Source organism: uncultured Thiodictyon sp., from assembly GCA_903837595.1.
Classification (GTDB): Bacteria; Pseudomonadota; Gammaproteobacteria; order Chromatiales; family Chromatiaceae; genus Thiodictyon.
In genome coordinates this window covers 1-24,479 of record CAILVI010000306.1, presented here as the reverse complement: position 1 = coordinate 24,479, position 24,479 = coordinate 1, and the positions used below count along the sequence as shown (strand labels likewise).

Here is a 24,479-nt window from a genome sequence, read left to right as displayed (position 1 = left end):
ACACGCGATGATCAGGCGGGGTGCGGCATGGCGCAGTGGTTCACCGGCGCCCGCTTCATCGACCTGATCCTGCCGGCCTGGAGACGGCCGCACGCTTTAGTTTTCCCGCGACTGAGCGGGCGTGACGTCCCGCCGGTGGCCCTGATTCTCAACCCGGCCGGCAGCGGTTCGCCGTTGCTTGGCGCGCGCGGTACTGACGGGCGCGCCCTGGCAATTGGCCGGACGCTGTTTCATGCTCTCCCTGGCGGCCCACCTGGCCGACCGGTGGTCACGCTGGCCGGGAGCGCCGGCGGGCCCGGCTGGAATGTCGGGTAGGACACAGATTTAGTTCGCAAAATAGGCGGCTACGAAGGTTCTTTCGGTCAACTGTCGTTATTTACCATGGATGTTGTCTTATCCCCGCCCCCGACGCGGAATTACCGGCTGACCAATGCGTCAGCTGCGGCGCTGGCGCGCACCGAAAATCCGGCCCTGCCGGATGTGATGCTGGTCCTCGACACCGAGGGCATCATCCGCGATGCGACCCTGTCCAACCTGTTCGCCGCCGAGGGTGTGGCAGACTGGATCGGAACAGCATGGGCGGACACGGTCAGCGAGTCCGACGGCGATGGTCTGCGGCGCATGCTGGAGTATGCCCGCGGCACCGGTGTCTGCGCCTTTCGCAACGTCACCCAGCACTTCCCCAGCGGGCTGCAACTCCCGGTCGAATACACCACGGTCCTGCTCGGCGGCCACACCGGGTTCCTCGCCGTCGGCAAGAACCTGCGCGCGGTGGCCGAGTTACAGTCCCGTCTGGTCGAGGCCCAGCAGGCCATGGAGCGGGACTACTGGAAGCTGCGCGAGGTCGAAACCCGCTACCGTCTGTTGTTCAATTCCTCGCGCGACGCGGTCCTGCTGCTGCGTGCCGCCAACCTGCGCATCGTCGACCTGAACCCCGCGGCGGCCCAGGCCCTCGGGATGACGGCGACCCACGTCAAGGGCGCCGTGGACCTGCGTTTCCCGGACGCACTGGTGGCCGGGGAGCGCGACCTCTTCGATGAGATGCTGCGGCGCATCCGCGAGCGCGGCAAGGCCCCCGGTGTCCTGTTCCGCCTGGGTCCCGCCCAGACGCCGTGGCTGGTGCACGCCTCCTTGGTGAGTTGCGCCCAAGAGGAGGTCTTGTTGGTCCAGTTGACCCCGGTGGTGGCGCAGCAGACGCTGGCCGAGTTGGCCGATCCGGTGCGCATTGAGGACCTGATCGAGGGCGGGCCGGACGGCTTCGTGGTCATCAACCACGAAGGCACCATCCTGCGCGCCAACCGCGCCTTCCTGGAGCAGGTGCAGCTCGGCTCGGAGACGGCCGTATTGGGCGAGCCCCTGGGGCGCTGGTTGGGCCGGCCGGGGGCGGACCTGACGGTGCTGCTGGCCAACGTGGTCCGATTGGGGGCGGTGCGGCTCTTCTCCACCGTGCTGCACGGCGCACTCGGCACCGAGGTCCAGGCCGAGATCTCCGCCGCCGGCCGCGGCGGCAAACAAGGCGGCACCATCGGTGTCTTCATCCGCGATGTGAGCCGGCGGCTCGCCGCCGGTGACCAGGGGCCGGGTATCGACGGCGTGATGGAGTCACTTACCCGGCAGATCGGCAAGACGACCCTGCGCAAGCTGGTGGACGAGACGGTTGCCGTGGTTGAGCACCGCTACATCGAGGCCGCGCTGGACCTCACCGGCGGCAACCGGACCGCCGCTGCCGAACTGCTCGGCCTGAGCCGCCAGAGCCTCTATGTGAAACTGGGTCGTTATGGTCTGGAGGACGAGGCCAAGGTAGCGGCCGACGCGACCGGTTGACCGGTCCCCTCAGGTGACCAAGGTGGCGGCGTCCTTAAGGTAGCGCTGCTGATATCCCGGCGATTGGGGTCTGTAGCGATGCTTAAACTTGCCCTCTTGCTGATCGGCGCCGGAGACCTGGGCCGTAACTGGCGCTGGCTGCTCGCCCTTGGCCTGCTGGTGACATTGTCCGGCGGTGTCATCCTCATTGATACGACCGACCACATCACGCTGCTGACCCTGGAAGGCTTCGGCTGGGGCCTGGTGATCAAAGGCTTGCTGCAGATCACTTTCGGCGCTCTCTCACACTGGGGAGCCGGTTTCCTCCTGTATGCCTTGACCGGCCTGGTCTCGGTGATCACCGGCCTGTTGATCGTGGATTTTCCCATGCAGGTGGACTTTCTGGCCTCCACCCTGTTCGGCGCCGCCTTCCTGATCAATGGCCTGTTCCAGTGCGCGGCGGCCTGGGTGATCCGCTTTCCCGGCTGGAAAATGGCCGGCCTGAGTGGACTTGAGCATTTGGCACTGGGCGCGGTGATCGCCTATGGCGGCTGGCAGGACGATCAGCATTGGGTGATTCCACTGTTGCTGAGCCTGGGTGCCATACTGTGGGGGCTGTCGATGATCACGACGGCGCTGCGGCTACGCTGGATCGACCGTAGCCCATTGAGCAGCGTGCCCTCACTGCTGGCCTTGCCGCAACTGTGGAGCGGTTTACTGAACCACCGGCTCGAGCGTTTTCGTGAACAGCTGCGCAGCGGCAATCTCGACACGATCGTCAAAGACATTGCCCGTCAGGCCGATGACCCCGCCGCGTCGCACCTGACGCTGTACATCTGGACGCCCACCGATTCCGCCGATGCTGGAACCGCCGAGGGGCCGCCGGTCATCCGGCGCTATATCGCGGCCGTCGATGCCAAGGGCACCATCTCCACCGGTCATTCGGCGCTTTTCATGCCGCCCGACATCTATCTAAGCCTTTACCCTCGCGATGATTTTCACCCGGCTGACACCTTTCTGGACGACCTGCGCTCACACGATGTCGAAGGCTATTTCTTCAGTTCCTATGACGCGGAAGTCGCCAGTTGGATGCCCGCCAATGTCACCTTGCAGTTCCAGCGAATCAAGCCCAATCAGTTGCGGTGGTTCTGGGCGCTCTTTCAGCGTGATTGCAGCTATAACCTGACCAACCGTAATTGCTCAGTGGCGGTCGCCCTGGCGCTGGACGTCGCCTTGGCAGGCAGTCTGGGGGGCCGTAATACACTATGGACCCTAGTCCGGTTGATGACCAGTCGCTCGTTATGGATTGCGGCCCTGGTACGGCGACAGGCAGAAGAGATGGTGTGGACGCCAGGTTTACTGCTCGACTACAGTCTGGCCATACACCGACTGGTCGAGGAGTCGGCCCACGACCCGCTATTCAGTCTCGCGGATCAGCCCCAGCCGGATTCGCCCGCATGACCACGGCAACCGCTTCGGCCCCCTCCAGTCACTGGCAGGACCTGCTGTATAAGCTGGCATTTTTTCTCGTCGAAGTATTTGCCGCGCTGGAAGTAACGGCCGCGCTGGTCGCCACTCCTCGCATTGGCCGGGCATTGGATCTACCGCAAGCCTACGACAGCTGGATCATCACCGCCTATCTCTATCCGATGGTCGCCGGCGCCGCACTCTTTCTATTGATAAACCGTCCTGTGCAGCGTGTTCTGCCCTCACGGATGTTCTTCCTCATCGGATTGGCGATCTTCGCCCTGGGCAATGCGTGTTGTTTCCTCGCCGATCAGGCGTCGGTGTTTTTCGCGGGCCGGGTCATACAGGGATTGGGTGCCGCTATGTCCTTCGGCGGGCAGTTGTGGACGGCCGGCGATTATCATCGCTCGCGGATCGTTGAGGTCCTCTTCTGGGGCGAGTGCGGTGGCGCGCTGGGCGTCATGGCCGGTCCGATGGTGGGCGGGGCTCTGACGCAATGGACGGACGATGGCTGGCGCTATGTGTTTGCCTTGCTCGGCATCCTGAGCCTGCTGACCCTGGCGGTCGGGGCGGCTGCACTCAACCGTATACCGCCGCCCGCCGCGGCGGACGCGCCGGGGCGCGACCCGGGCGCTCAGGGATTCGGGCCTCTGTTTTATCTGCTGGTGGTCAGTCAGATCGCGGTGTCGTCACTGGCCGTCGGCGCTGAATATCTGTTCTCCGACTACCTGCAACTGCGCCTGGGCAAGAGCGCACTGTTCGTCGGCGGGATGACCCTGATCGCCTCCTTGGGCATCGTGGTGGGCAGTTATCTGGTCTCGACCCAGGCCGGGGGCTTTGCGCGCCATACCCAGCGGGCGCTGATTGGTCTGCTGGTGTCTCTGGCGATACTGACCGCGCTGCTGAAATTCAACCTGCTGGCCATCTGTGCCGCGCCGATCTTCACCCTTGGCCTGGCCATGGGCTGGGCCAACGTGGCGATCTATGGCGCTATTGCCGAAGACTTGAATACGCAGAACTTCCTGGCCAGTTCGCTGATTTATTTGCTGGCCATGCAGCTAGGCAACGGACTGGGGGTACAGATCGAAAGCTGGGCGGAAAATGCGCAGGGCGATGTGATCTGGATTACCGCGGCCTTGATGATATTGCCCCTGCTGTTGCTGGCCGCGTTTCGCGGGGCGGGCCCGGGGCTGTTTTCCAAAGCCGATGCCACCGTCTGAGATATTCGATAACCAGTACCAACTTTCAGACAGCACCATGATTTATCAGCTAATCTTTCTCGGCCGCAGCAAGGTGTTGATTACTTTGCTGTTGGTTTTCCCCTTGGTCTCTGCCTCTCATGCGGCAAGCTTCGACTGCGCCAAGGCCGCTACCTTAGTGGAAAGCGCGGTGTGCTCCGACCCCGAATTATCGGCGCTCGACGATACGTTGTCGAAGGCCTATCGTCAGGCGTTAAGTGCTGCCGCTGCGGCCTATGAGATCAAGGGCAGCCAACGTGACTGGATGAAAAAGCGCAACACCTGCAAGGACGCCGTTTGCCTGAAGCAGGCCTATTCCCAGCGTATCGCTGCGCTTACGGCCTCAGACTCCTCTGCCTCTGCCCATGCCGATTGCACTGCGCAAGCCAAGGTTGCCAGTGACTTTATCAACGACTACAAGCGCTATAGCGATTTGCCGAACGATGACGGGAAAAAAGTCACTCCAGATATCTGGGTGCAACAAAATACACAAGTCACTGACGGTTTCAAACGGGCACACAAGAAGCTCGTCGGCAATGCCTATCAAGAGAGTGCGTCAGAAGAAGACGGGTTGGACGCCGATCCCATCTTTGATGCCCAAGACTACCCCGACCAAGGCTTCAAGGTGCTGCGCTGCGACGCCGCAACCAACTACGTGACGTTGAAGGGGATCGATCCGAATTTTGAGCCTGAGCCCTATGAGGTGACGGTCAAGACCATCAAGACAGAACAGGGATGGCTGGTCGATGGTGCCGGCGTCATTAATATTCCGAAAGACAAGCAGGCGCGCAGAGAGTGACATGCCCAGCGGGTTACGAAGCTCCCGCTTCGTAACCCTTCTCCGATGCTCCAGCGTCACCCGCTCAACCAGGGAACCATGATGCGGACCGCGGCCGGGTCGGAAAGGGCGCCCGGCAGCCCCAGTCTGGTCAATTGGCCCTGCAGTGGGAGGACGTTATCGCCGAATTACCGAAAGACGAGGACGAGTGGGCGCTCATCCTGAAGCGTCAAGGCACCTACCTGGAGTTCTATTGCGACTGGCCCGGCTAAGGGGCCTGGAGTTGCTTAGCGACCAACTGCCTTCGCTGCCTTGATACGGTTTCTCAGCTTACGACTCCAGCCAAACGCTGCAACGACGCCGAGGATTGGAAGTGGGCCGGGGACATGTTGAGTAAAGCTCATGCTGCCATAATCGCCATCATAGTTCCAGTATTGATTTCCGAAAGCATCTCCAATCCAGGGGCCGTACTTACCAGCAGTGGCGAGAGAATGTTCCAGCGGCACCACTAAAACCTGCATTTGCCATGGTGACAGCTCCACCGCTAACGGTGAAAGCATCAGCGATGCTCAAATCAGGCCGGCTACTGAAATTGAACACTTGGCCCAACATCGAGCTAAGCCCCACCCCCGGGTTAGTCACTATTGCAGTAACGCCAGACCCAGTGTTAACACCGTCGACCAGGCCGAAGATGGTACCGGTGATTGTTTGGGGCGTTGGCCCGCCTGAGCCGCCAGTAGCCGTCCATGACCAGTCAAACGCCAGGGCAGAAGCCGAAGAAGGACAGAGGGCCATCGCCACTGACACGATGGCGGCAGAGCCGATGCCCGTCAGTACACGTGGATTCTTGGTTGAATGCATAACCAGCTTCATAGTAATTGACACTCGGCGGTTCCAATAAGTACACGAGGTTCCTCAGCCGTCGCGCGAGTTCCTGATGGCGGGCCATTTCCTTGCCCTGGTGATCGGTCAAGGTCTTGCGCACGGCGGGCGGCACGGCGGAACTATGGATCTGAAGTTTCGGGCTTTTCCAGGGGGGGTACCAGCGGGGCGGGGGGGGCGCTGGGGGGATTTTCGAGGGCTTTGCCTAGCGCCGGCCAAACCCCTGAACAATCCTGGCCCCAAGTGCCTGGCCCTGGACCGCTTTTTGAACCCGGAAACTTCAGGAAACTTCAGAGATGGATGTTATCACCAAGAAATGCTCAATTCAAAATTCAAGACCGTGAATTTTCGTAAGGGGCTTTTCAGCGCTGATCTGGAGAGTTCGATGGTTAGTTGCGCTGTGGCCGAGTGGCTGCTATTGACGGCGGGTGCCCTGATCAAGCGCGCGACAGCCGTGAATTCCGGGTTTGTCTTGCCGAACGCAGGGGTCTATAGTGCGTTTTTTGCTTGGGGTGTTACGATGCCCAGCGTGCAGGCGGGTGCGTGGGGGACGATATCCGCGGTTACCTTTCAATGTGATTCATGGAGTTACGCCACTGCAGCTGCCGTTCCGGCCCCCCCTGCCCATCCTCGGCACCGTGGCGGCCGTCGGCTGGAGCCGTAAGCTGCGCCGACGGCCGCCACGGCCGCCCGCGCCGACACTGCCTGAAAACGGATAAGACCATGGTACCAATCGAAGCCAGCAATCTCGGATCGACCGGCTTGCTCTCATTCCGGCTGCGTTATGCGGCCTTTGCACTAGTGGGGGTCTTTACCCTTTCCGTGGTGGCCGGGCTGATCCCGCTCCACCTGGAGAGTCGTGACTGGTATCTGAAGCTGGCGGCCTTGCTGATCAACAACAGTCCGATCGTTCTTGCCGGTTTCTGTATCGCCTGGATTGCCATGTATGTCGATCCGGACGCCGACGCCAGCCGCAAGCTGTTCAGTCCCTTGCTGCTGGCCGGTCGGGTCTGTTTCTTGCTGTATGCACTGGTGGCGCCGATCCAGTTGTGGGGCGGGATGGCGTCCGCGTATGCGCTGTACGCCCAGGACGCCAGTCAATTGGAGCAGCTCGGGCAGCAAGTGTCGGCGGTCAAATCCCAAGTTCAGGCCGCCGCGACGCCGGAGCAATTGACCGCCATCCTCGCCGCAATCCCCGGCGCGCAGGATCGAGACCGCGCGCTGACTGAGCAGACGCTGGAGCAACGCAAGGAGAAGATCATCGCCGTGATGGGCACGGGGCTAGTCGGCGTGGAGATGAAACAGGGGCAAGCGCGTCGCGAGCGGATCGTGGCGATGGGCATCGAGAGTCTGCGCATCGTCTTGGTCGCGCTGCTGGTCGCGTTCGCCTTGCGGCGGATGATCTGGCTGAAGAAGCCGCCGCCGGTACCCACCGTCGGTTGATGATCCACCAAGCCATGCGGCGCCTGGCCTGGTCGCCGCGGGGGCTGTGGCTGCTGACGGCGGTTTTGGTGGCGCTGAATAGTGTCGCCACCGGCTATTATGCGCAGGGCCTGCGCCTGGCCTTGCTCTCGGGCCTGGTATGGGGCGGGGCGGCCATCAGCATGGAGGATCAGCTGCCCTGCCTGACCCCGCGGCCGAGCCGCTTCGGCTTTTTGCTCGGCTCTGTCTTGCTCCTGGCCGCCGGTTATCTCAGTGCGCAGTCGGCGCTTGCGGACTTGGTGGTCTATGGGCTCGCCCTGCTGCAGGGCTTAAGTCTCGCCTTGCTGTGCGAGGCGCCCCGCCGGCTGGGCCGGTTCCGCGATTCGCTGATCGTACTCGCCTGTTTGCCGATGGCCTTGTTGCTGCCGCGCCTGCTGCCTGACGATACACTCGCCCACGGCACCGCGCTGCTCGTTCAACTGGTCCTGTTGCTCTGTGGTATCGATGTCCGGGTCAATGGCCGCGAGGTTCTGTTGGAAGGTGGCAGTATCTATATTTCCGGGGCATGCAGCGGGACCGAAATCATCGGTCTGCTCAGCGTTGTGGCGGTGATCTTTGTGCTCGCCTTTCCCTTGCGGCAGCGCTGGCTGCGCGTGCTGGTGATCGCCTCAGCGCCGCTCTTCGCGATTGCGGGTAATGCCCTGCGCATTGCCTTGCTGGCGGCGATCAACGGCAGCGGCCTTTCCCGCAAGCAGCAATGGTTAGTGTTTTTTCATGAGGAAAATGGTTCACTGATCTTTGCCGCGCTGACGGTGTCTGTCTTTGCCTCGCTGTATCTGCGGACCCTGGAGCGGCAGCTCGCGGCCTCGGGGTCGGGCGATGTCTAGCGCGCTCCCCACGCCTGGTTTGCGTATTGGCCTGGCCGTCATGGCGACACTGTCCCTGCTGGCGCTGCTGCACACGCTGTTTCGCAGTGGTGCGCCCGCGGCCAATGACGCGCCGCTTGGCGTGCTGGCGGTGCCTGGATATCGGCTGGACCCGCTGCCGGGCGGTCCGCCCGGGGTGGGTCGCGACGATTCACACAGCCCAGTCACCCGGTATGCCGTCACGCCGTTAGTGGGGGATGGCGGGTCTCTCACGCTCACCCTCATGACGGTGCGCAGCCGCCGCCACGAGGGCTTTGAGCTCAGCGCACTCGCCAGCCAATACCCATCCCTCCGGCTCCAGGGCCAGCAGACGCGCTCCATCAGCAACGGCCAGGCGCCGCCGGTGGAGCTGGCGATCGGTCTGATCGGGGAGGCCCAGGCACTGCAGACCTGCATCGTGCGGGGCGGCCGAGCCGCGGTGACCCGGGACCAACTCTTCAATTGATTGACCTGGAGCGCCAGCGTGACCCGCGGCAATGGCTCAGGCAGGCGCTGGGGTTGGACCCTCAGTCGCGCTGGGAATGCCTGCTGATCTCAATCAGCACCGCAGCGCATCCAGCCGCGCAGGCGCAGTTGCTGACCCTGTGGGCGGGGGTTTATCAGTCACTCCAGACCAGGCGGCCCGTCCTCTGGCCCTTTGCCGCGGCCCCAGCGGGCGGGCGTCAGGCGGGTTGAGGTCGGGCGCTACCAAAGGCGTCGGGGCGCAACGGCCGCTCGGAACGCAGGCTTGTGGCTCGTGGTCTCGGTGTTGTAGGACCTGAATCCGCGAACTTTTCGACGTACAGCGGATGCCGCTGGTGTTGGACCCGGATGGTGCGCCTTAGCGACCGGTGTCCCGGCCCGCATGACGGATCGGCGCCAGGTCCGCCGCATCCTCCGGGGTATTGAGGTTGGCAAAGCACCCCGGCCGGTTGCTCAAGTCGGCGAGGGCGACCCGATGCCGGGCATACCACAGGGTCGGCTTGCGCTCACCGGTGTCCAGAAAGGCCTCCAGATCGGCGGCCAGGGCGACCGGGAGCAGGGCATGGACCGGCTGTATCCGCCGGCCGTCGGTGGCCACCGCCAGTTCGCCCCTCTGATCGTGCAGGGCCTGAACGAGCCGCGCCACCAGGTCGGGCGCGGGGTAGGGCCCGTCGCAGGGCAGGGTGACGATCCAGTCGGTGCGGGCCGCGCGCAGGGCGCTGCGCACACCGGCGAGCGGTCCCTGAAAGCCCGGGTCCAGATCGGTCACCACCGGCAGGCCGTAGCCGGCATAATGCTCGAGATTGCGGTTGGCACTGATCAGTAGGGTGCCGACCTGCGGGGCGAGCGCGCGGATGACCCACTCGACCAGCGGCCGGCCGGCGAAGGACCACAGCCCCTTGTCCTGCCCGCCCAGGCGGCGCGCCGCGCCGCCGGCCAGGATGACGCCGGTGATGGCCGTGCGGTTAGGGTAGGGGGGCTGCATCCGGCGATGATCCCAGAACGCACCGGTGCGCCGCAAATCGTGCAAGAATCGGTGCCGGGCCGCGGAGGTTCGCGCCTGGGAGCGCCGACATTCTGTCGGCGAGAAGTGGTCGCATTGCGCCGCCCTGCCGGGCATGGGAGCATGCGGCATTCCCCTTCACCCCGCGCTGACACCGCCGCGAGTCGCCCGAGGTCACCATGACCCGCCCCCCCAAGACCCCGATCCTCGCGCCCTCCGGGGTACACGCGGCTGCCCCGCGCGATACCAACCGCCGCGCCGCCACGCTGCTCGCCTGGCTGCGCCGCGGCGTGCCGCCGCTCCTGATCGTCGTCACCGCCCTGGTTGCCTGGTACGAGATCAAGGGCTTCAACGTCAACGCGTTGCTCAAGGGCGTGCGCCGCATCCCCTTGGGCTACCTCCTGGGGCTCCAGGCTCTGGCCCTGGTCGCGGTCTTCGAGATGGTGCTCTACGACTGGTGGGTGAGCCGGTGGCTCAAGGTGCGGCTGGCGGCGGACCGGCTGATCCGCTATAGCTGGGTCGCCAATACCACCAACAACCTGATCGGATTGTCCGGGCTCGCGGGCTCAGGCATCCGCCTCCTGCTGCTGACGCGCGACGGGGTGGCGACCCGTGTCGCCTCGCTCTATTCCGGGGTGATCATGTTGGCGGCGCCGGTGGGGCTCGCGGTGCTGGTGCTCGTGACCCTCGCCCTGGACCAGACCAATTTGGCACCGCGCCTGCTGCCGCGCTGGGCGGTGCTCGGCATCCTGATCGGCTATGCCGCCTATCTGCCGGTGTTCCTGACCCTGGCGGCAAGCCCGGCGATCCTGCACCGGGTCTTGAGCGGGACCGCCCGCCTCGGCCTCACGGGGGGGCTGACGCTGGTGGCGATCTCGGTGCTGGACTGGCTGCTGGCGATACTGGTCGCCTGGTGTTGTTTGACGGCCTGCGGCGCCCACCTCACCCCGGGTCCCTTCCTTGCGGCCTTCACCTTCGCGGCCACCCTGGGTGTCTTGAGCCTGATCCCCGGGGGACTCGGGGTCTTCGATGCAGCCCTGTTGGTGATGCTGACACGGCTGCGCGTCCCCATCGAGACCGCGGCGGCCGGGCTCCTGATCTTCCGCCTGGTCTACTATCTGGTGCCCTGGCTGATCGGGCTCACCCTGCGCACCGGCCTGCTGGCCCGCCCCGCGGCGCCGATCGTCGCCCGGCTGGCGCAGCTGTGGCAGAACAATCCGCTGGTCGGGCTGCTGCGCCTGCCGCTGTATGTCATTGCTTCCGTCGGGGTGCGCCTGCTCGGCCTACTGATCTTTGGCACCGGGCTTTTGCTCCTGGCCTCCGCCGCCCTGCCGGCCCTGGAGGATCGGGTGGAGCGCCTGCTTACGGTGCTGCCGCTGCCGGCGCTCGAGCTTTCACACTTCCTATCGGTGGGGGTGGGGGTACTGCTGATCGCCCTATCGCGGGGGATCGACCAGCAGGTGCGCAGTGCCTATCGGGTGGCGATGCCGCTACTGTTGGCCGGGGCCTTCCTGAGCGTGCTCAAGGGGGCAGCCCCGGAGCAGGTCCTGTTTCTGCTCGCGGTGGCCGGGCTCTTGTGGTTGCGGCGCGATGCCTTCTATCGCGTCTCCTACCCCTTTCTGGGTCGGCGCAATCTGTTGTGGTTGCTGGCCCTGGTGGCCAGCGTCTGCGCCTATGTCCTGCTCGGCCCCTGGTTGCATGGTGAGTCCATCACCTGGCGCGGGGTCTGGTTCCAGTCGCAGCCGCACCGGCACGTCGCCCTTTATCTACGCTCTGTACCGTTCGCGGTGCTGGCCCTGGTGGCCTGGCTCGCCTGGGGGATGTTCCGGATGCCCAAACCGCAGTTCCCGCCCACCGATGCCGCCGCCCTTGCCCAGGCGAGGGACTGGCTGGAGGCCAACCGCGGCGGCACCTTCGCCCATCTGCTGTTCATGGGCGACAAGCACCTGCTCTACGCGGCGCAGCAGCGCTGCCTGATCCAATACCGACGCATCCGCGGTCGCCTGGTGGCACTGGGCGACCCGATCGGGGACCCGGCGGCCTTTGGACCGGCCGTGGTGGAGTTCCGCGACCTGGCGGACCGCTACGACCTGGACCCGGTCTTCTACGAGGTCGCCCACGAGCACCTGCACCTCTACCACGACGCCGGGTTTGCGCTGTTCAAGGCGGGGGAGATGGGCCAGGTGCCCACTGCTGACTTTACACTCTCCGGCCGGCGCAACCAGACGCTGCGCACCGGGGTCAATCGCGCGATGCGCGACGGCCTGAGTGCGGAGCGCCTGGAATCGCCGCTCGACGAGGCCACCTGGGCGGCTCTCGCGGGGGTCTCCGCCGCCTGGCTGCGCGAGCGGGGCGGGGGCGAGAAGGGTTTTTCTCTGGGCGCCTTCGACCGGGACTACCTGGCCCGCTCGCGACTGTATGTGGTCCGGCAAGGACCGCGTATCATCGCCTTTGCGAGTCTCACCCCCTCCTATCTGGGGCGCCTCGAGCTGGGGGTGGACCTGATGCGACAGGTGCCCGACGCCCCGACCGGCACCATGGACTTTCTCTTTACCCGGATGATCGAATGCGCCCAGACCGAGGGCTACACCTGGTTCAACCTGGGCATGGCGCCCTTGAGCGGCGTGGGCAAAACCCGCTATGCCCGGGCGGACGAGCGCCTCGCCGGGCTGGCCTACGCCTCCGGCAGCCGTCTTTACAACTACAAGGGCGTGCGCAGCTTCAAGGAGAAATTCCATCCGGTCTGGCAGAGTCGCTATATCGCCTATCCGCTGTATCGGCCGCTGCCCACCTTGCTGGTGGATATCGCCGCCCTGATTGCCGGCGGGTACCGGCAGATCCTGATCAAGCCCTAGCCTAGCCCGCATCGCTCAGAGCATCACAGGCAATGGACGCGATGGTGCCGGGCGGGGCGACTCCGGGCAATGGTTGCGCCGCGACGCGGGCTTTGACAATGGAGGCCTTGATCATCGTTCCGGCTGCCGAGGCGGGACGGTTGGCCGTCAGGCCGACCGACTGGGAGCGCCGCACCCCAGTGCGGCCCGGCCCATCCGCAGCACGCAACGCCGCGACCGCTTGCGAGATCGCGCCGCCTTGGGGTGCGGCGCTCCCAGTGGCCGGGCCGGCAGTCCCTATCAAATCACACCAAGACCCGCGAGAGGGCACTCAATCCATGTTATCTGTCAGCCGCCTGTCCGTCGTCCGCGACCTCCTCTGCCCGCTGATTGCCCTGCTATGCACCTTGTCACTGGCCCGCCCGGCCCTCGCCGGGGTCACGCAGGCGCAGGTCGCGAGCCCCTTCGGGACCATCCATCTGGTGCGTCCCGACGGCGCGGCCAAGGGCCTGGTGCTGTACCTGCCCGGGGTGCGGGGCTGGGATGCGCGCGCCACCGCCACCGCGCGGGAGGTCGCCGAACAGGGGCATCTGGTCGCCGGGCTCGAGTGGTCGGGCCAGGCACCGGCGACAGGGGACGGCGCCCAGTGCCGGGACCTGGGGGATGAGTTGAACCGTCTGGCCCACTGGGTGGGCGAACGCGAGACGCTGCCCAAGAACGCACTGCCCACGGTGCTTGGGGAGTCGGAGGGTGCCGCCATGGTCTATGGGGCATTGCTGCAATCGCCCACGCACCGCTTTCACGCCGCGGTCACCCGGGGGTTCTGTCCGCGCTGGCCGGTGGTGGCGCCGCCGTGCCGACGCGAGGGACTGACCGATGCAGTGGTCCAGGACGACCGGCTCCTGCCCGCCGCGCGGGTATCGGCCGCCTGGTTCCTGTTCGAGGGCGGTACCGATGCGGCCTGTCCCGCAGACCAAGTCGCCGCCTTTGCCAAGCAGGTGGGGAACGCCCGGGTATCGGTCGAGCGCGCCAACCCCGTCCCAAGCGGGTCCGGGGGCGCCGCCTTGAGCCCCATGGCCTCGCTCATGCAGTGGCTCGATCCGCGGATCCACGACCAGATTGCCGAGGGCGCGGCCGCGCAGGACATTGCGGGCCTGCCCCTGATCGAGGTCCGTGCCCCCCATGAGGACCCCAAGACCTTTGCCGTCATGCTCTCCGGTGACGGCGGCTGGGCGGCCATCGACCGCGGGGTGAGCGCCGAACTGGCCGCCAAGGGGATCAGCACCGTCGGTTGGGACTCGCTCAGTTATTTCTGGAAACCGCGCACCCCGACCGAGACCGCCGAGGACTTGGCGCAGGTCGTGCGTCACTATCTGGATGCCTGGCACAAGGAGCGGGTGATCCTCATCGGCTATTCCTTCGGCGCCGAGGTGTTGCCCTTCTTGGCCAATGGCCTGCCCGCGGACCTGCGCGCCCGGGTGGCGGGCACCGCCTTCTTAGGTCTCGGCCGGACCGCCATGTTCGAATTCCACCTGACCGACTGGCTCAACACCGGCCGCGGTGCCGAGGCCCTGCCGGTGTTGCCGCAGATGCAGGCACTGGGCTGGACCCGCGGCCTGTGCGTCTACGGTGAAGACGAGGAGGAAAGCCTGTGTCCCGCGCTCAGCGGACTCGGGATCAAGGTCCACAAGGTCTCCGGCGACCATCACTTCGACGGTGACTACCCGGAGGTAGCCGGGCTGATCCTGGAGTCCTTGGCCATCCCGTGACCCCGCCGACCGCAGCCGACCCGTAATGCGCGCTCCCGACCAGCGTCTGGACGCTGATTTTTATGTTGGAACCAATAATGATTTCCAGGCATCTTCAAAAGCTCCCGCTGCGTGTCACCGTACCGCTGCTGTTGGCCTTACCGATCCTTCTGACCGCCGTAGTCATCTCCCTTATCTTTCTTACCCATAGCCATGCCGCCACCCAGCGACTTGCCTATGACGAACTCGCGCAGATCCACCGGGAGATCCTCGACCAGACCGATGCACTGTTGAGCCAACCTCAGCGGATCAACCAACTCAACGCGAACCTGATCAGAGACGGCCTGCTCGATCCCACCCGTCCGCGCCCCTGGGCCAGGGTCTTGTTGGAGGAGGCAAGCACCGCCACAGGCATCACCGGTATCGACTGGGCAAGCACCGCGGGCGACGCCATGACGGTGTCCCGCTACGTCGGCGATCGGGAGTATACGCTGGCCATCAAGGACACCTACAGCCATGGCCTACTCGAACAGTTTGCCGTCTCTCCCGCCGGAGAGATCGCCGGGGAACCGCTGGGGGCGGTTCCCTACGAACCGCGCCAGCGCCCCTGGTACATCGCCGGCCTGGCAGCGGGGATGCCCGCCTGGAGCGAACCTTATACCTGGATCGCGAAGGTTGGCGCGCCGCAGGAGACCCTGGCCATCGCCTATAGCCAGCCATACCGGAACCCATCCGGTCACGTTCTCGGTGTCTTGGCGGCAGAAGTGAGCCTGGAAGAGATTTCCACCATGCTGAACCGACTCCAGATCGGGAAAACCGGCCTGGCCTTCATCCTGTATGCCGACGGCCGGCTCGTGGCACGCTCAACCGGTACGCCGATCATTGATGCGGTGGGTCGCCCGGTCCTGGCGTGGAACTCCGCAGATGCTACGGTCGCCGCCGTTGGCGCGTTCTTGAAGACCACGCTCGGATCGCTGGACCCACTGAATCATTCCGCTCAATACGCAATCGCAATCGCCGGCCACAAACAACTGATCAAGGTCTCGCCGCTTCACCATGCGACCGGGCTCAACTGGCTGGTCGTGACGGTTGTACCGCAGGCCGATTTCCTGGCCGACATCGAGATCGGACGTACGATCGCGATCGCGGTTGCAATTGCGGTCGTGCTGCTCGGCCTCGGGCTGGGCACGCTGGCGGCGAAGGCCATGACGGCGCCCATACTCTGCCTGGTGGATCATGTGCGCAGAATTGGTGCCGGTGACCTGGAGACCCAGGTGGCGCTGACTGAATCGCCAGAACTGACACAGCTCTCTGACGAAATCAATGCCATGACAGCCGGTCTGCGTGATCGCCTGCGGATGCGCCAGTCGCTTGCCATGGCCATGGACGTACAACGCAATCTATTGCCGCAAGAGACCCCGGTCATCCCTGGCATCGAGGTGGCCGGGCATAGTACCTACTGCGACGAAACCGGCGGGGATTATTACGACTATTTGGAGCTGTTCGACCTCCCGAAAGATGCGCTAGCGGTGGCCTTAGGTGACGTGACCGGCCACGGGATTGCCGCGGCTATGGTGATGGCTACGGCGCGCGGCATTCTGCGCAGCCGCTCGCGAGATCATGGCTCGCTGGCCGATCTGTTGAACCACATGAACGACCTGCTCATCGACGACAGCGACAGCGGACGCTTTATGACCATGCTGCTGATGGCGATCGATCCCATCCGTAGAGAAATGCGCTGGGCCTCGGCCGGTCATGATATGCCGTTCATCTACGATCCGGCGGTCGGACACTTTACTGACGTGGATGGGGGCGGCATACCGCTGGGGATTATGGCGGATCGCGGTTATGAGGAGTTCATACTGGAGAACATCGCCCCCGGGACGATTTTCCTGGCCGCCACCGATGGTATCTGGGAGACGACCAACAGCAACGGCGAGTTCTATGGCAAGCAGCGCGTTGCCGAGGTCATACGGCGGCATGCCGGCGGCAGGGCCGAGGAGATCAGCGCCTGCCTGCGCGAAGAACTGGAGGCATTCCGTGGCGACAACCTGCAGACCGACGATATTACTCTAGTGGTCGTGAAGGTGGCAGCCGTCTAGTACACAGACATGCCTGCTTTGCGTCGACATTATGATGGCCGATAATAAAGATTATGTAAATACATGCGGCAAATCAGCGTCCCGACCTGCAACGCGACCCGCTGATCACCGTCGGGGCGTTTAGTTTGGTCTTCGGTCCGCCCGGGACCGCCGCACCCCAGTGCGGCGAAACCTCGCTAGTCATCGCAGCGCTACCGTGTGGCGCGAGGCCGGGCCGCACTGGGGTGCGGCCCCCCAGAGTCGATGGTCGAGTGACCCAAAATGGGTATGCTGCGACTAGCCAGCAATCGCATTCGGGCGTTAGATTCACAAACCGGTAAATTCGCCCGGATCACGCCGTAGTCGCGTCGTTGATCGTGATATCGAGCGCTTGGGGCGGTTCAGTTTGCCAAAGGATGGCCCGTACCTTGGCGGACCTGTAAGACGCGCCGATGACCGACGACGAAGCCACGGGCAGCATGCCAGCCGTCGTCCCGCGGCCGGCATGCTCAGTGGCGATTGATCATCGCCCGCGGTGCTCTTGTATGATGTCGGCAATAACTAATCGGAGAACAACCATGTCCAATGTAACTGCGCAGGCGCAAGGGAGCGCGAATCGCGGTTTCCCATCACTGGCCGAACTGGAATCGCGGACCCGGCGCGCCGATTTTTGGGTCTTTGGCGCCATGCTGGCGCTGGCGTTGGTGGGCGCCGGGGTGTCGGAGGTCGAGGAAAAAGGCAGGTTCCTCTGGTTTTACTGGTTTGGCGTGGTACTGGTTTATGCCGGGATCAGCGTGGTACGGGCCTGGCTCAAGGCCAAGCAGCAGGCGCAACCCGTGTGGCCGATGATTCGCACCGAGGTCCTCCACTGGCTGGGTGCCCTGATTGCGATCAAGATCATCCTGCTATTCGAGGCGACTGGAATCACCGATCGGGGGGCAGCCTCCGTTTACTCACTCCTGGTCCTGGCAGTATGCAGTTACCTGGCCGGGGTGCATTTCGACTGGACCTTCATGCTGCTCGGTGGAATCCTCGCAGTCATTGCCGTGGCGATCGGGTTCTTGGACCAAATGTCGGTCTTCCTGGTGGTGTTGCCACTGTCCGTCGTCGCGCTCTGGATCGTCTTTAGGTATAAGTTCGCCGCGGCGCGACCGGTGTCCTAGCGGTTGACCTGCAACAGTGCCGCCGCGGGGCGCCGGCGCGATACGATTGATGGGCGGTAACATGCCCTCCCCCCTGTGCCGTCTAACATCACTTGGAGCCGATTGACATGTCCGATATCGAAATTGCCCCGCTGCCCGCCGCGCAGATCGCCCTGTTCGGAGATCTGCAGAAAAACTGGGGCTGGCTGCTTGGCCTTGGTGTCCTGTCCATCGTGCTCGGGACCATCGGGCTCGGCGCCAGCTTCAGCTTGACCCTCGTCACCGTTCTGTTTTTCGGTTGGCTGCTGCTGGTCGGCGGGGGTTTCCAACTGGTCGGCGCCTTCAGTTGCCGGGGCTGGCGATGCGTGTTGGAGCACGTGCTTGCGGCCGCCTTGTACATCCTGGCGGGGTATTTGATCGTCCAGGACCCACTGCTGGCCTCGGGCACCTTTACCCTGATCATCGCGGGCGTCCTGGTCGCCGTCGGGCTGCTGCGCATCGTGATGGCCATCCAACACCGGGGCTCACCAGGATGGGTCTGGGCGGTGCTCGGCGGGATCATCTCGATGCTGCTCGGTGGCGTCATCTTTGCCCAATGGCCGGTGTCGGGGACCTGGGTCATCGGGTTGTTCGTGGCCGTCGAGCTATTGCTCAATGGCTGGGCGTCGATCTTCGTCGCGCTGGCCGCGCGTCGCGTGAGCAAGGCGCAGGCACCAGCCGCCGGCAGTGCAGCCGCGGCGACTTGAGCCACTGACCGGCCCGGAAGCGGGCCGGTTACCCCCCGGCGGGGCACACCCCCCACCAAGCCCCAGATCGGAGCGCATCATGTCGATCCGCCTGTCCGCCTGGCTTGCTGCCATCCTGCTCGCCGCCGAGATCGGCGGCATCTGGATGCTGGCCGACGCGGCAACCAAGCCGCCGTCTGTGCCGGTCCCGCCGGTGGATCAGACGACACCGATCCGCTACGACCGGGACATCCAGTCAATATTCAACCGGCGCTGTATCGCGTGTCACGGCTGCCTGGGCTCGCCCTGCAACCTCAAGCTCGACTCATTCGCGGGCGTGCAGCGCGGCGGCTTCGGCCTCAACCCCTATGCCAATCATATTGAGGCCTATCCGCGCACCGATATGGATGCGGCCCCCACGCTCGCGGCGTGGCGCCAAATGGGCTTCTACCCCGTGCTGGCCGACGCCGGAAGGCCCCGGGAGAACGTGGACGGTTCGCTGATCTACCGCTTGCTGGCCGCCGGTACCGCCTTCAATCAGCCGGGGTTCTCACGCGCGGCGCTGACCCCGGTCTATGCCAACCGCTACGCCTACAGTTGTCCCTCCACCCCGGCCGCGCTCGGCGCGCAATTGGCGCAGAACCCGGCCCGGGGGATGCCCTTCGGGCTGCCGGCGATCGAGCGCAAGGACTTCGACACCCTGACACGCTGGATCGGCGCCGGCGCCCCGGGTCCGAGCGACGAGGAGCGGCAGGCGGCCGAGCGGGTCGCCCAGCCGGCAGCGGTGGCGCGCTGGGAGGCCTTCTTCAACGACCCGGACCCACGCCACCAACTGGTCTCCCGCTATATCTTCGAGCATCTCTACCTGGCAGCGATCGTGCTGGATGAGGAACCGGGCGCGCACTTCCGGCTGGTGCGCTCCTCGTCCCCGCCGGGTCAACCGGTGACCGTCATCGGTACGGGTCTGCCCTACGACGACCCCTATACCTACGCCGGGGTCAAACGCTTCTGGTATCGGCTGAGCAAGCAAACCAGTGCACCGGTGCAAAAGAACCTCTTCGTGTGGCGGCTCAAGCCCAACGACATTGCCCACCTTGATGAGCTGTTCCTGGGGGCTGATGCCCATTGGGACGCTTCGGCCCCGCTCGACGCGCCCTGGGGGATCGGCAATCCCTTCAGCGTCTTTCGCGCCATCCCCGCGCAGGCGCGCTATCGCTTTCTGCTGGAGAATGCGCAGGCCGTCACCTCCGGTGTGATTTATGGCCCGGTGTGTCTGGGGCAGACCGCCACCTACGCGGTCAAGGATCAGTTCTGGGTCTTCTTCCTCGACCCCAAGGCCGATGTCTCGGTCCAGGACCCGGAGCTCGGGCTCTCCACCTGGAACACCTTCATGGACCGCTCGATCTTCGGCGACGCCGCCTATGTGGATGCCTACGGCAAGGCCCTGGCGAAGTTACGGCCCCAAGGCTGGTCGATCGACGCCATCTGGGACGGCGGCGGCCAGAACCGCAACGCCTGGCTGACGGTAATGCGGCACCAAACCAATGTCTCCGTGGTCCTGGGGCGCCAGGGCGGCACCCCGCGCACCTATTGGTTGATGAGCTACAGCGGGCTGGAGCGGATGTACTATGACACGGTCGCCGGCTTCAAATATTGGGGGGGCGATCTGGGCAAGCTTACGACCCTGCTCTTCTTCAACTTCCTGCGCCAGGAGTTCGAGGACAACTTCCTCCTGCTCCTGCCCCCGGGCAGCCGCGCAGCCGTCCGGCACACCTGGACCCAGGGCATCGGTTCACTGGGGCTGGACCTGATCCCCTTCGCCGGGGCCGCCCAACCGACCGGGGACGCGGGCGACGGCAAGCGGTCCCTGGCCGGGCTGGTCGAGCAGATCGCACAACATCTGGGCCCGCAGATCGCCGGTCCTGCGGACCTCCTCAACCCGGATATCAAGCCCGTAGTGGATCTGAAGACCCCCATCGCCGGCTTCGACGACTGGGAGCGCGCCATCTCCACCCTCACCGTGATCAAGGGCAAGGCATTCACCCGCTACCTGCCGAGCGTCACCCTGCTGCGGCTCAAGCGGGGCGCGCAGTCGCGGGTCTACTCACTGGTCGTCAACCGGGTCTTCAAGTCCCAATTCACCCTGCTCTTCCAGGATGGTGAGGCGGTGCCGGACCTCTATTCGCTCAGCGTCTACCCGACGATCATCAACGGCTTCCCCAATCTCTTCGTCGAGTTGGACATGGACCAGGCGGCGCCCTTCCTTAGCGCACTGAGCGCCGTCGCAAGCCCGGCCGATTGGGAGGCATTCAAGGAACGCTACGCCATCCTGCGCAACAGCGCCCGCCTGTGGCCCTTCTACGACTGGATCAATGACTGGAATTTCAGTCACCGCAAGGCCGAGGCCGGGGTCCTGGACCTGACCTATTACGACACGCCGGAGTGATCCGGTGCGGGTGCGAGCGCCTCGATCCTGGCCGCGGTGGCCAGCATATCGGCGCGTTGCTCCCGATTGAACTCCCGAAAGTGATCCTGTGCACTCGGTTGAACCCAATAGAGTCCCCGCTCGTCGCGGAGCACCAGGCCGCGTTTGCCGAGCTGCGCCAGCTTACGCCGCGTCGTCTCGTAAGGGACATTCAGGCAGTTCGCGAGCGACAGTACATTGCAGGCGCGCTGGGGATCGTCCCACAGGCTCGCATCCGGCTGCTCGAGCTTCATGACGGTGGCGAGATCGTCGTCGCGCTTGGCGGCACTTGGTGCCAGGGCCGTGACGTTGCGGTGGCCGAGTTCCCCGAGCAGGACGGCTTGCAGCAGGTCGCCGTCGAACGCCGGCGCCAGGGCCAACAGGTGCCGCAGGTTGTGGCCGCACAGATAGACCACGGCGGCAGCGGCCAATGGCGGCGCCAATGCCCTCGGCGCCGCCCAGCGGTTCGACCGGAACAATTCGTCGCCACGGCACGCACGCATGGCCGCCAGGGCATCCGCAGCGGACACGCAGATCCCAGCGCAGGCCGGGTCGGAGAGTTCCCGCAGTCGCGCCGCGGTCCAACGGAAATCCTCCAGCCGCGCCGAACCGCCATCGGCCCACAGGTAGTCGGTGAAACGCGGGGTGACGGTCAATTGGTCCTTGCCGTCGCGCTCGATCCAGCCAAAGCCCTGGAGTTGCCCGGCGGTGCGCCGCAGCGTCTCACGCGGCAGGCCGGTCGCCTGCTCGATCTCGCGCAGTGAATAGCTGCGCGGCGTTGGCCGCGTCTCCAGACCTAGGCCCTCCAGCACCACCGCGGCTGCACACGCAACCTCCGAATTCGGAGCGCACAGCAGCGTAGCCAGCCACAGCAGGATCGGCAGCACCACGCGCTCGGCGTGGCCATCGAAACGCGCGCGTACCGCGTTGAGCAGACGCAGGTGGTAACCGGCGCAGAGCAGTGTGAGCGGCAGCTCGGCCCGCGCAGCCGCGGGGTCGGACGGGACCACACCGGCGATTGCAGGACTCTTTGCGGACTCGGCACCCCCTGCGCCGCCATCGGTAGTAAAACTCATGGCAACTCCAGGTTCGATCAGGCAACGCTACGGGCCGCCCAGAGGCGGCCAGTCAGTCAAGCAATTGCAGCCGAACTTAGCATACGGATCGGGTTGCAGCAAGGGCACGCGACCGACCAGTGTACGGCCTATTCCCCCGGCTGTGATCACAATTCCGGCCACCGGTCGTCGCCGCAGCCCGTCGCGGCCTGGGGGCCGCTCCTACGCCGCAGGAGCGGCCCCCAGGCCGCGACGAGTACTAGTGACCAAGGGCGCTCCGCGATAGGCCCCTGGTCGCTGCCCCGCTCCACCGGTTGCAACACCACTTATCATTTCAGGTCTTGACCCATTCTGAGTAACCGAACGCTTGTCAGTCCCGGCGCACTTGGCTAACTTCTCTCCCAAGGTCACTGTGATCACAGCACCCGATGATAATTGTATCAATCGGAGCGCGGCGTGCTTATGACGATTACAACGCAAAGAGAACCATCACGATGGACAAGCCGACTGACGATGGCCGCGCGCAACGACTTTAATAACCAGGCCATCGCCGCCGCCGTGACGCAGGCCCATGCCCGGTATGGCCGAGCGCCGGGGGGGGCCAATGCGAGCTATATCCCCTATCTCGCTTCCGTCCCCGCGGCGCTCGCGGGGGTGGCAGTAGTCACGGTCGATGGCCAGGTCTTCGAGGCGGGCGACACCCGCTACGCGTTTGCCATTGAGTCGATCTCCGAGGTCTGCTCGCTGGCGCTCGCCCTGGAGCAACACGGATCGGATGAGATCGAGAAGCGGATCGGCGCCGACGCCGGCGGGCTATCGTTCCATTCCGTAACCACGCTGGAATTGCACGGTGATCGCCCGCTCGGACCCTTGGTCAATGCCGGTGCGCTGACGATGATCAGCGTGATCGAGGCGAACGACGCGCAGGACCGCTGCGCCCAGATCCTCGCCATGCAATGCCGGCTCGCCGGGCGCCGGATCGAGCGCTCGGACGAGGTCGACCAATCGGAACAGTCGACCAACTACCACATCCGCGCCCTCGCCTCCTTTCTGTATGCCGACGAGATCCTGTACTGCGACCCCAGGGAGGCGTGCGAGGTCTATGCGCGGCAATGCTCGACACTCATTAACTGTGCGGACCTGGCAGCAATGGGCGCGACGCTGGCCGCGGGCGGCGTCAATCCATTAACCAAAGAGCACGTACTGACGGCCCACAACGTGCCGCATATACTCGCCGAGATGGCGATGGCAGGGCTCTATAACAGCTCTGGGAACTGGGCCTCCACGGTAGGCCTACCGGGTAAGAGCGGCATGGGTGGCGGCATCCTCGCCGTGATGCCGGGGGTCGCGGCCATTGCCGGGTTCTCGCCGCCGCTCGACTTCAGCGGCAACAGCGTGCGTGGACAACTGATGGTGGCACACGTTGCGAAGGCCATGGGATGGGACCTGTACCGAGTGCCGGGCGCATGAGTAAACCCAGGGCGTTGCCCTGGTCTGATATGTTCGACCCCGTTGGGGTCGGTATGAAACATAGGGTGCAATTGGATACCAGGAGTCAAGCGTCACGTCCGATACTGATAGCGATGGACGGCGATGCGAGGCCGGACGTGACCGGGGACACGGAGCGTCTCATCAACGAGCGCAGCGATTCATCCAATGCGCCAAAATGTTCTGCAAACTCATGAAAACCGAAGGCTGAAACATGAAGAACAAAGCGTTTGTTAAGACGATGGCTGCCACCCTGGTTGCCGCAACCCTCGGATGGGGCACGGTCGCACAGGCCGATACCCAGCGGCCCGCGTTCGCCCCCGGCCTGATGCTCGCCGAGGCAGCGCAAGCGGAACACGCGGGCGTCAAGCTCTCGGATGAGGGCTTACAGGCATTACGGGCGATCTATGCGGCGCGCCTCGCCATCTTCGAGGGCCATCCAAAAGAGGCAGAGAAGCTGCTCGCCCACGCCAAGACCGAGCTTGAGGCGGCTAAGAAGACCGCCGCGCAACTCGCCTTCAAGCCGAAGAAGGCGAGCACCGACACCCTCATTCCGATCGATGCCCAATTGTCGGTCGCCGACGAGTTCGTCTACACGCCGGAGAAGGCGGCCCAGATTGCCAAGGTCAACGAGCATTTGAAAAAGGGCGAAAACAAGAAGGCCGTGGAGGTCTTGCGCGATGGCGGGGTCGCTGTCAATCTGACGGCCGTGCTGCTGCCGCTCGAACCCACCCTCAGTGCAGTAGAGAAGGCCACCAAACTGATCGGCGAGGATAAGTTCTACGAGGCCAACCTGGCGCTGAAGGTCGCCGGAGACGGCGTCATTGTCGATTCCCAGAGCTTCCTGGAGTGGTTGGAGGCCGAGCCGACGGCGACCAAGAACGGTTGATCGTTCGTGGCGGCGCCGTCGCGTCGTCGCTCATAACTCCGCCCAACCCATCCGTGACACCGCTGCGGCGGT

20 protein-coding genes are annotated in these 24,479 nt (G+C 64.6%); 17 read left to right on the top strand and 3 right to left on the bottom strand.

The window, feature by feature from the left end:
* The first annotated feature begins 27 nt into the window (after positions 1 to 27).
* The 5 genes from QZY44_RS16895 to QZY44_RS16875 all read left to right on the top strand — a co-directional run bounded on the left by QZY44_RS16895 (position 28) and on the right by QZY44_RS16875 (position 5,307).
* Positions 28 to 315 (top strand): hypothetical protein, encoded by a 288-nt coding sequence (locus tag QZY44_RS16895; RefSeq protein ID WP_295448680.1) that lies wholly within the window; start codon positions 28 to 30, stop codon positions 313 to 315.
* 66 nt (positions 316 to 381) lie between these two features.
* A complete protein-coding gene (gene ppsR / locus QZY44_RS16890) occupies positions 382 to 1,824 on the top strand; it encodes a transcriptional regulator PpsR (protein WP_295448677.1) in 1,443 nt (480 codons plus the stop codon).
* Between the two features lie 78 nt (positions 1,825 to 1,902).
* Positions 1,903 to 3,264 carry a hypothetical protein gene (locus QZY44_RS16885; RefSeq protein WP_295448674.1) on the top strand — a complete coding sequence of 454 codons (1,362 nt, stop codon included), beginning with the start codon at positions 1,903 to 1,905 and terminating at the stop codon, positions 3,262 to 3,264.
* Entirely contained in the window at positions 3,261 to 4,490 is a 1,230-nt protein-coding gene (locus QZY44_RS16880; protein WP_295448671.1) for an MFS transporter, read from the top strand. The genes QZY44_RS16885 and QZY44_RS16880 overlap by 4 nt, the downstream gene beginning before the upstream one ends.
* Positions 4,491 to 4,527: 37 nt before the next feature.
* A complete protein-coding gene (locus QZY44_RS16875; RefSeq protein ID WP_295448668.1) occupies positions 4,528 to 5,307 on the top strand; it encodes a hypothetical protein in 780 nt (259 codons plus the stop codon).
* A 266-nt stretch (positions 5,308 to 5,573) separates the two neighbouring features.
* Here QZY44_RS16875 and QZY44_RS16870 read toward each other — a convergent pair whose 3' ends face one another.
* Positions 5,574 to 5,846 (bottom strand): hypothetical protein, encoded by a 273-nt coding sequence (locus tag QZY44_RS16870; RefSeq protein WP_295448665.1) that lies wholly within the window; start codon positions 5,844 to 5,846, stop codon positions 5,574 to 5,576.
* 1,045 nt (positions 5,847 to 6,891) lie between these two features.
* On the opposite strand from QZY44_RS16870, the gene QZY44_RS16865 reads away from it, so the two are divergent.
* From QZY44_RS16865 to QZY44_RS16850, 4 genes are read left to right on the top strand one after another with little or no spacing between them, the layout of a single operon-like run.
* Positions 6,892 to 7,611 carry a hypothetical protein gene (locus QZY44_RS16865; RefSeq protein ID WP_295448662.1) on the top strand — a complete coding sequence of 240 codons (720 nt, stop codon included), beginning with the start codon at positions 6,892 to 6,894 and terminating at the stop codon, positions 7,609 to 7,611.
* Positions 7,611 to 8,477 (top strand): archaeosortase/exosortase family protein, encoded by an 867-nt coding sequence (locus QZY44_RS16860; protein ID WP_295448659.1) that lies wholly within the window; start codon positions 7,611 to 7,613, stop codon positions 8,475 to 8,477. The genes QZY44_RS16865 and QZY44_RS16860 overlap by 1 nt, the downstream gene beginning before the upstream one ends.
* Positions 8,470 to 8,961 (top strand): hypothetical protein, encoded by a 492-nt coding sequence (locus tag QZY44_RS16855; protein WP_295448656.1) that lies wholly within the window; start codon positions 8,470 to 8,472, stop codon positions 8,959 to 8,961. The genes QZY44_RS16860 and QZY44_RS16855 overlap by 8 nt, the downstream gene beginning before the upstream one ends.
* Positions 8,958 to 9,191 carry a hypothetical protein gene (locus QZY44_RS16850; RefSeq protein WP_295448653.1) on the top strand — a complete coding sequence of 78 codons (234 nt, stop codon included), beginning with the start codon at positions 8,958 to 8,960 and terminating at the stop codon, positions 9,189 to 9,191. Before QZY44_RS16855 ends, QZY44_RS16850 begins: the two co-directional genes overlap by 4 nt.
* 145 nt (positions 9,192 to 9,336) lie before the next feature.
* On the opposite strand, the gene mobA is transcribed toward QZY44_RS16850, so the two are convergent.
* Positions 9,337 to 9,963 carry a molybdenum cofactor guanylyltransferase MobA gene (gene mobA / locus QZY44_RS16845; protein WP_295448650.1) on the bottom strand — a complete coding sequence of 209 codons (627 nt, stop codon included), beginning with the start codon at positions 9,961 to 9,963 and terminating at the stop codon, positions 9,337 to 9,339.
* 197 nt (positions 9,964 to 10,160) lie between these two features.
* Here mobA and mprF point away from each other — a divergent pair, with 197 nt between their 5' ends.
* The 6 genes from mprF (at position 10,161) to QZY44_RS16815 (ending at position 20,957) form a co-directional block, all read left to right on the top strand.
* Positions 10,161 to 12,836: a bifunctional lysylphosphatidylglycerol flippase/synthetase MprF gene (gene mprF, locus QZY44_RS16840; RefSeq protein WP_295448647.1), complete on the top strand. Its 2,676-nt coding sequence runs from the start codon at positions 10,161 to 10,163 to the stop codon at positions 12,834 to 12,836.
* Positions 12,837 to 13,153: 317 nt separating this feature from the next.
* Positions 13,154 to 14,584 carry an AcvB/VirJ family lysyl-phosphatidylglycerol hydrolase gene (locus tag QZY44_RS16835; protein ID WP_295448644.1) on the top strand — a complete coding sequence of 477 codons (1,431 nt, stop codon included), beginning with the start codon at positions 13,154 to 13,156 and terminating at the stop codon, positions 14,582 to 14,584.
* Between the two features lie 77 nt (positions 14,585 to 14,661).
* Positions 14,662 to 16,665 (top strand): SpoIIE family protein phosphatase, encoded by a 2,004-nt coding sequence (locus QZY44_RS16830; protein ID WP_295448642.1) that lies wholly within the window; start codon positions 14,662 to 14,664, stop codon positions 16,663 to 16,665.
* Between the two features lie 557 nt (positions 16,666 to 17,222).
* Positions 17,223 to 17,807 (top strand): hypothetical protein, encoded by a 585-nt coding sequence (locus QZY44_RS16825; RefSeq protein WP_295448640.1) that lies wholly within the window; start codon positions 17,223 to 17,225, stop codon positions 17,805 to 17,807.
* Between the two features lie 107 nt (positions 17,808 to 17,914).
* Positions 17,915 to 18,532 carry an HdeD family acid-resistance protein gene (locus QZY44_RS16820; RefSeq protein WP_295448637.1) on the top strand — a complete coding sequence of 206 codons (618 nt, stop codon included), beginning with the start codon at positions 17,915 to 17,917 and terminating at the stop codon, positions 18,530 to 18,532.
* 79 nt (positions 18,533 to 18,611) lie between these two features.
* Entirely contained in the window at positions 18,612 to 20,957 is a 2,346-nt protein-coding gene (locus QZY44_RS16815; RefSeq protein WP_295448634.1) for a fatty acid cis/trans isomerase, read from the top strand.
* On the opposite strand, the gene QZY44_RS16810 is transcribed toward QZY44_RS16815, so the two are convergent.
* Positions 20,939 to 22,051, bottom strand: a complete 1,113-nt coding sequence (locus tag QZY44_RS16810) for a hypothetical protein (protein WP_295448631.1) — start codon at positions 22,049 to 22,051, stop codon at positions 20,939 to 20,941. The genes QZY44_RS16815 and QZY44_RS16810 overlap by 19 nt on opposite strands.
* 492 nt (positions 22,052 to 22,543) lie before the next feature.
* Between QZY44_RS16810 and glsA the strand changes: the two genes are divergently transcribed.
* Both glsA and QZY44_RS16800 read left to right on the top strand, forming a co-directional pair.
* Positions 22,544 to 23,500, top strand: coding sequence for a glutaminase A (glsA, locus tag QZY44_RS16805; RefSeq protein ID WP_295448628.1), 957 nt, complete (start codon positions 22,544 to 22,546; stop codon positions 23,498 to 23,500).
* 232 nt (positions 23,501 to 23,732) lie between these two features.
* Complete coding sequence (locus QZY44_RS16800; protein WP_295448625.1) at positions 23,733 to 24,407, top strand: YfdX family protein; 675 nt, start codon at positions 23,733 to 23,735, stop codon at positions 24,405 to 24,407.
* Positions 24,408 to 24,479: the final 72 nt, after the last annotated feature.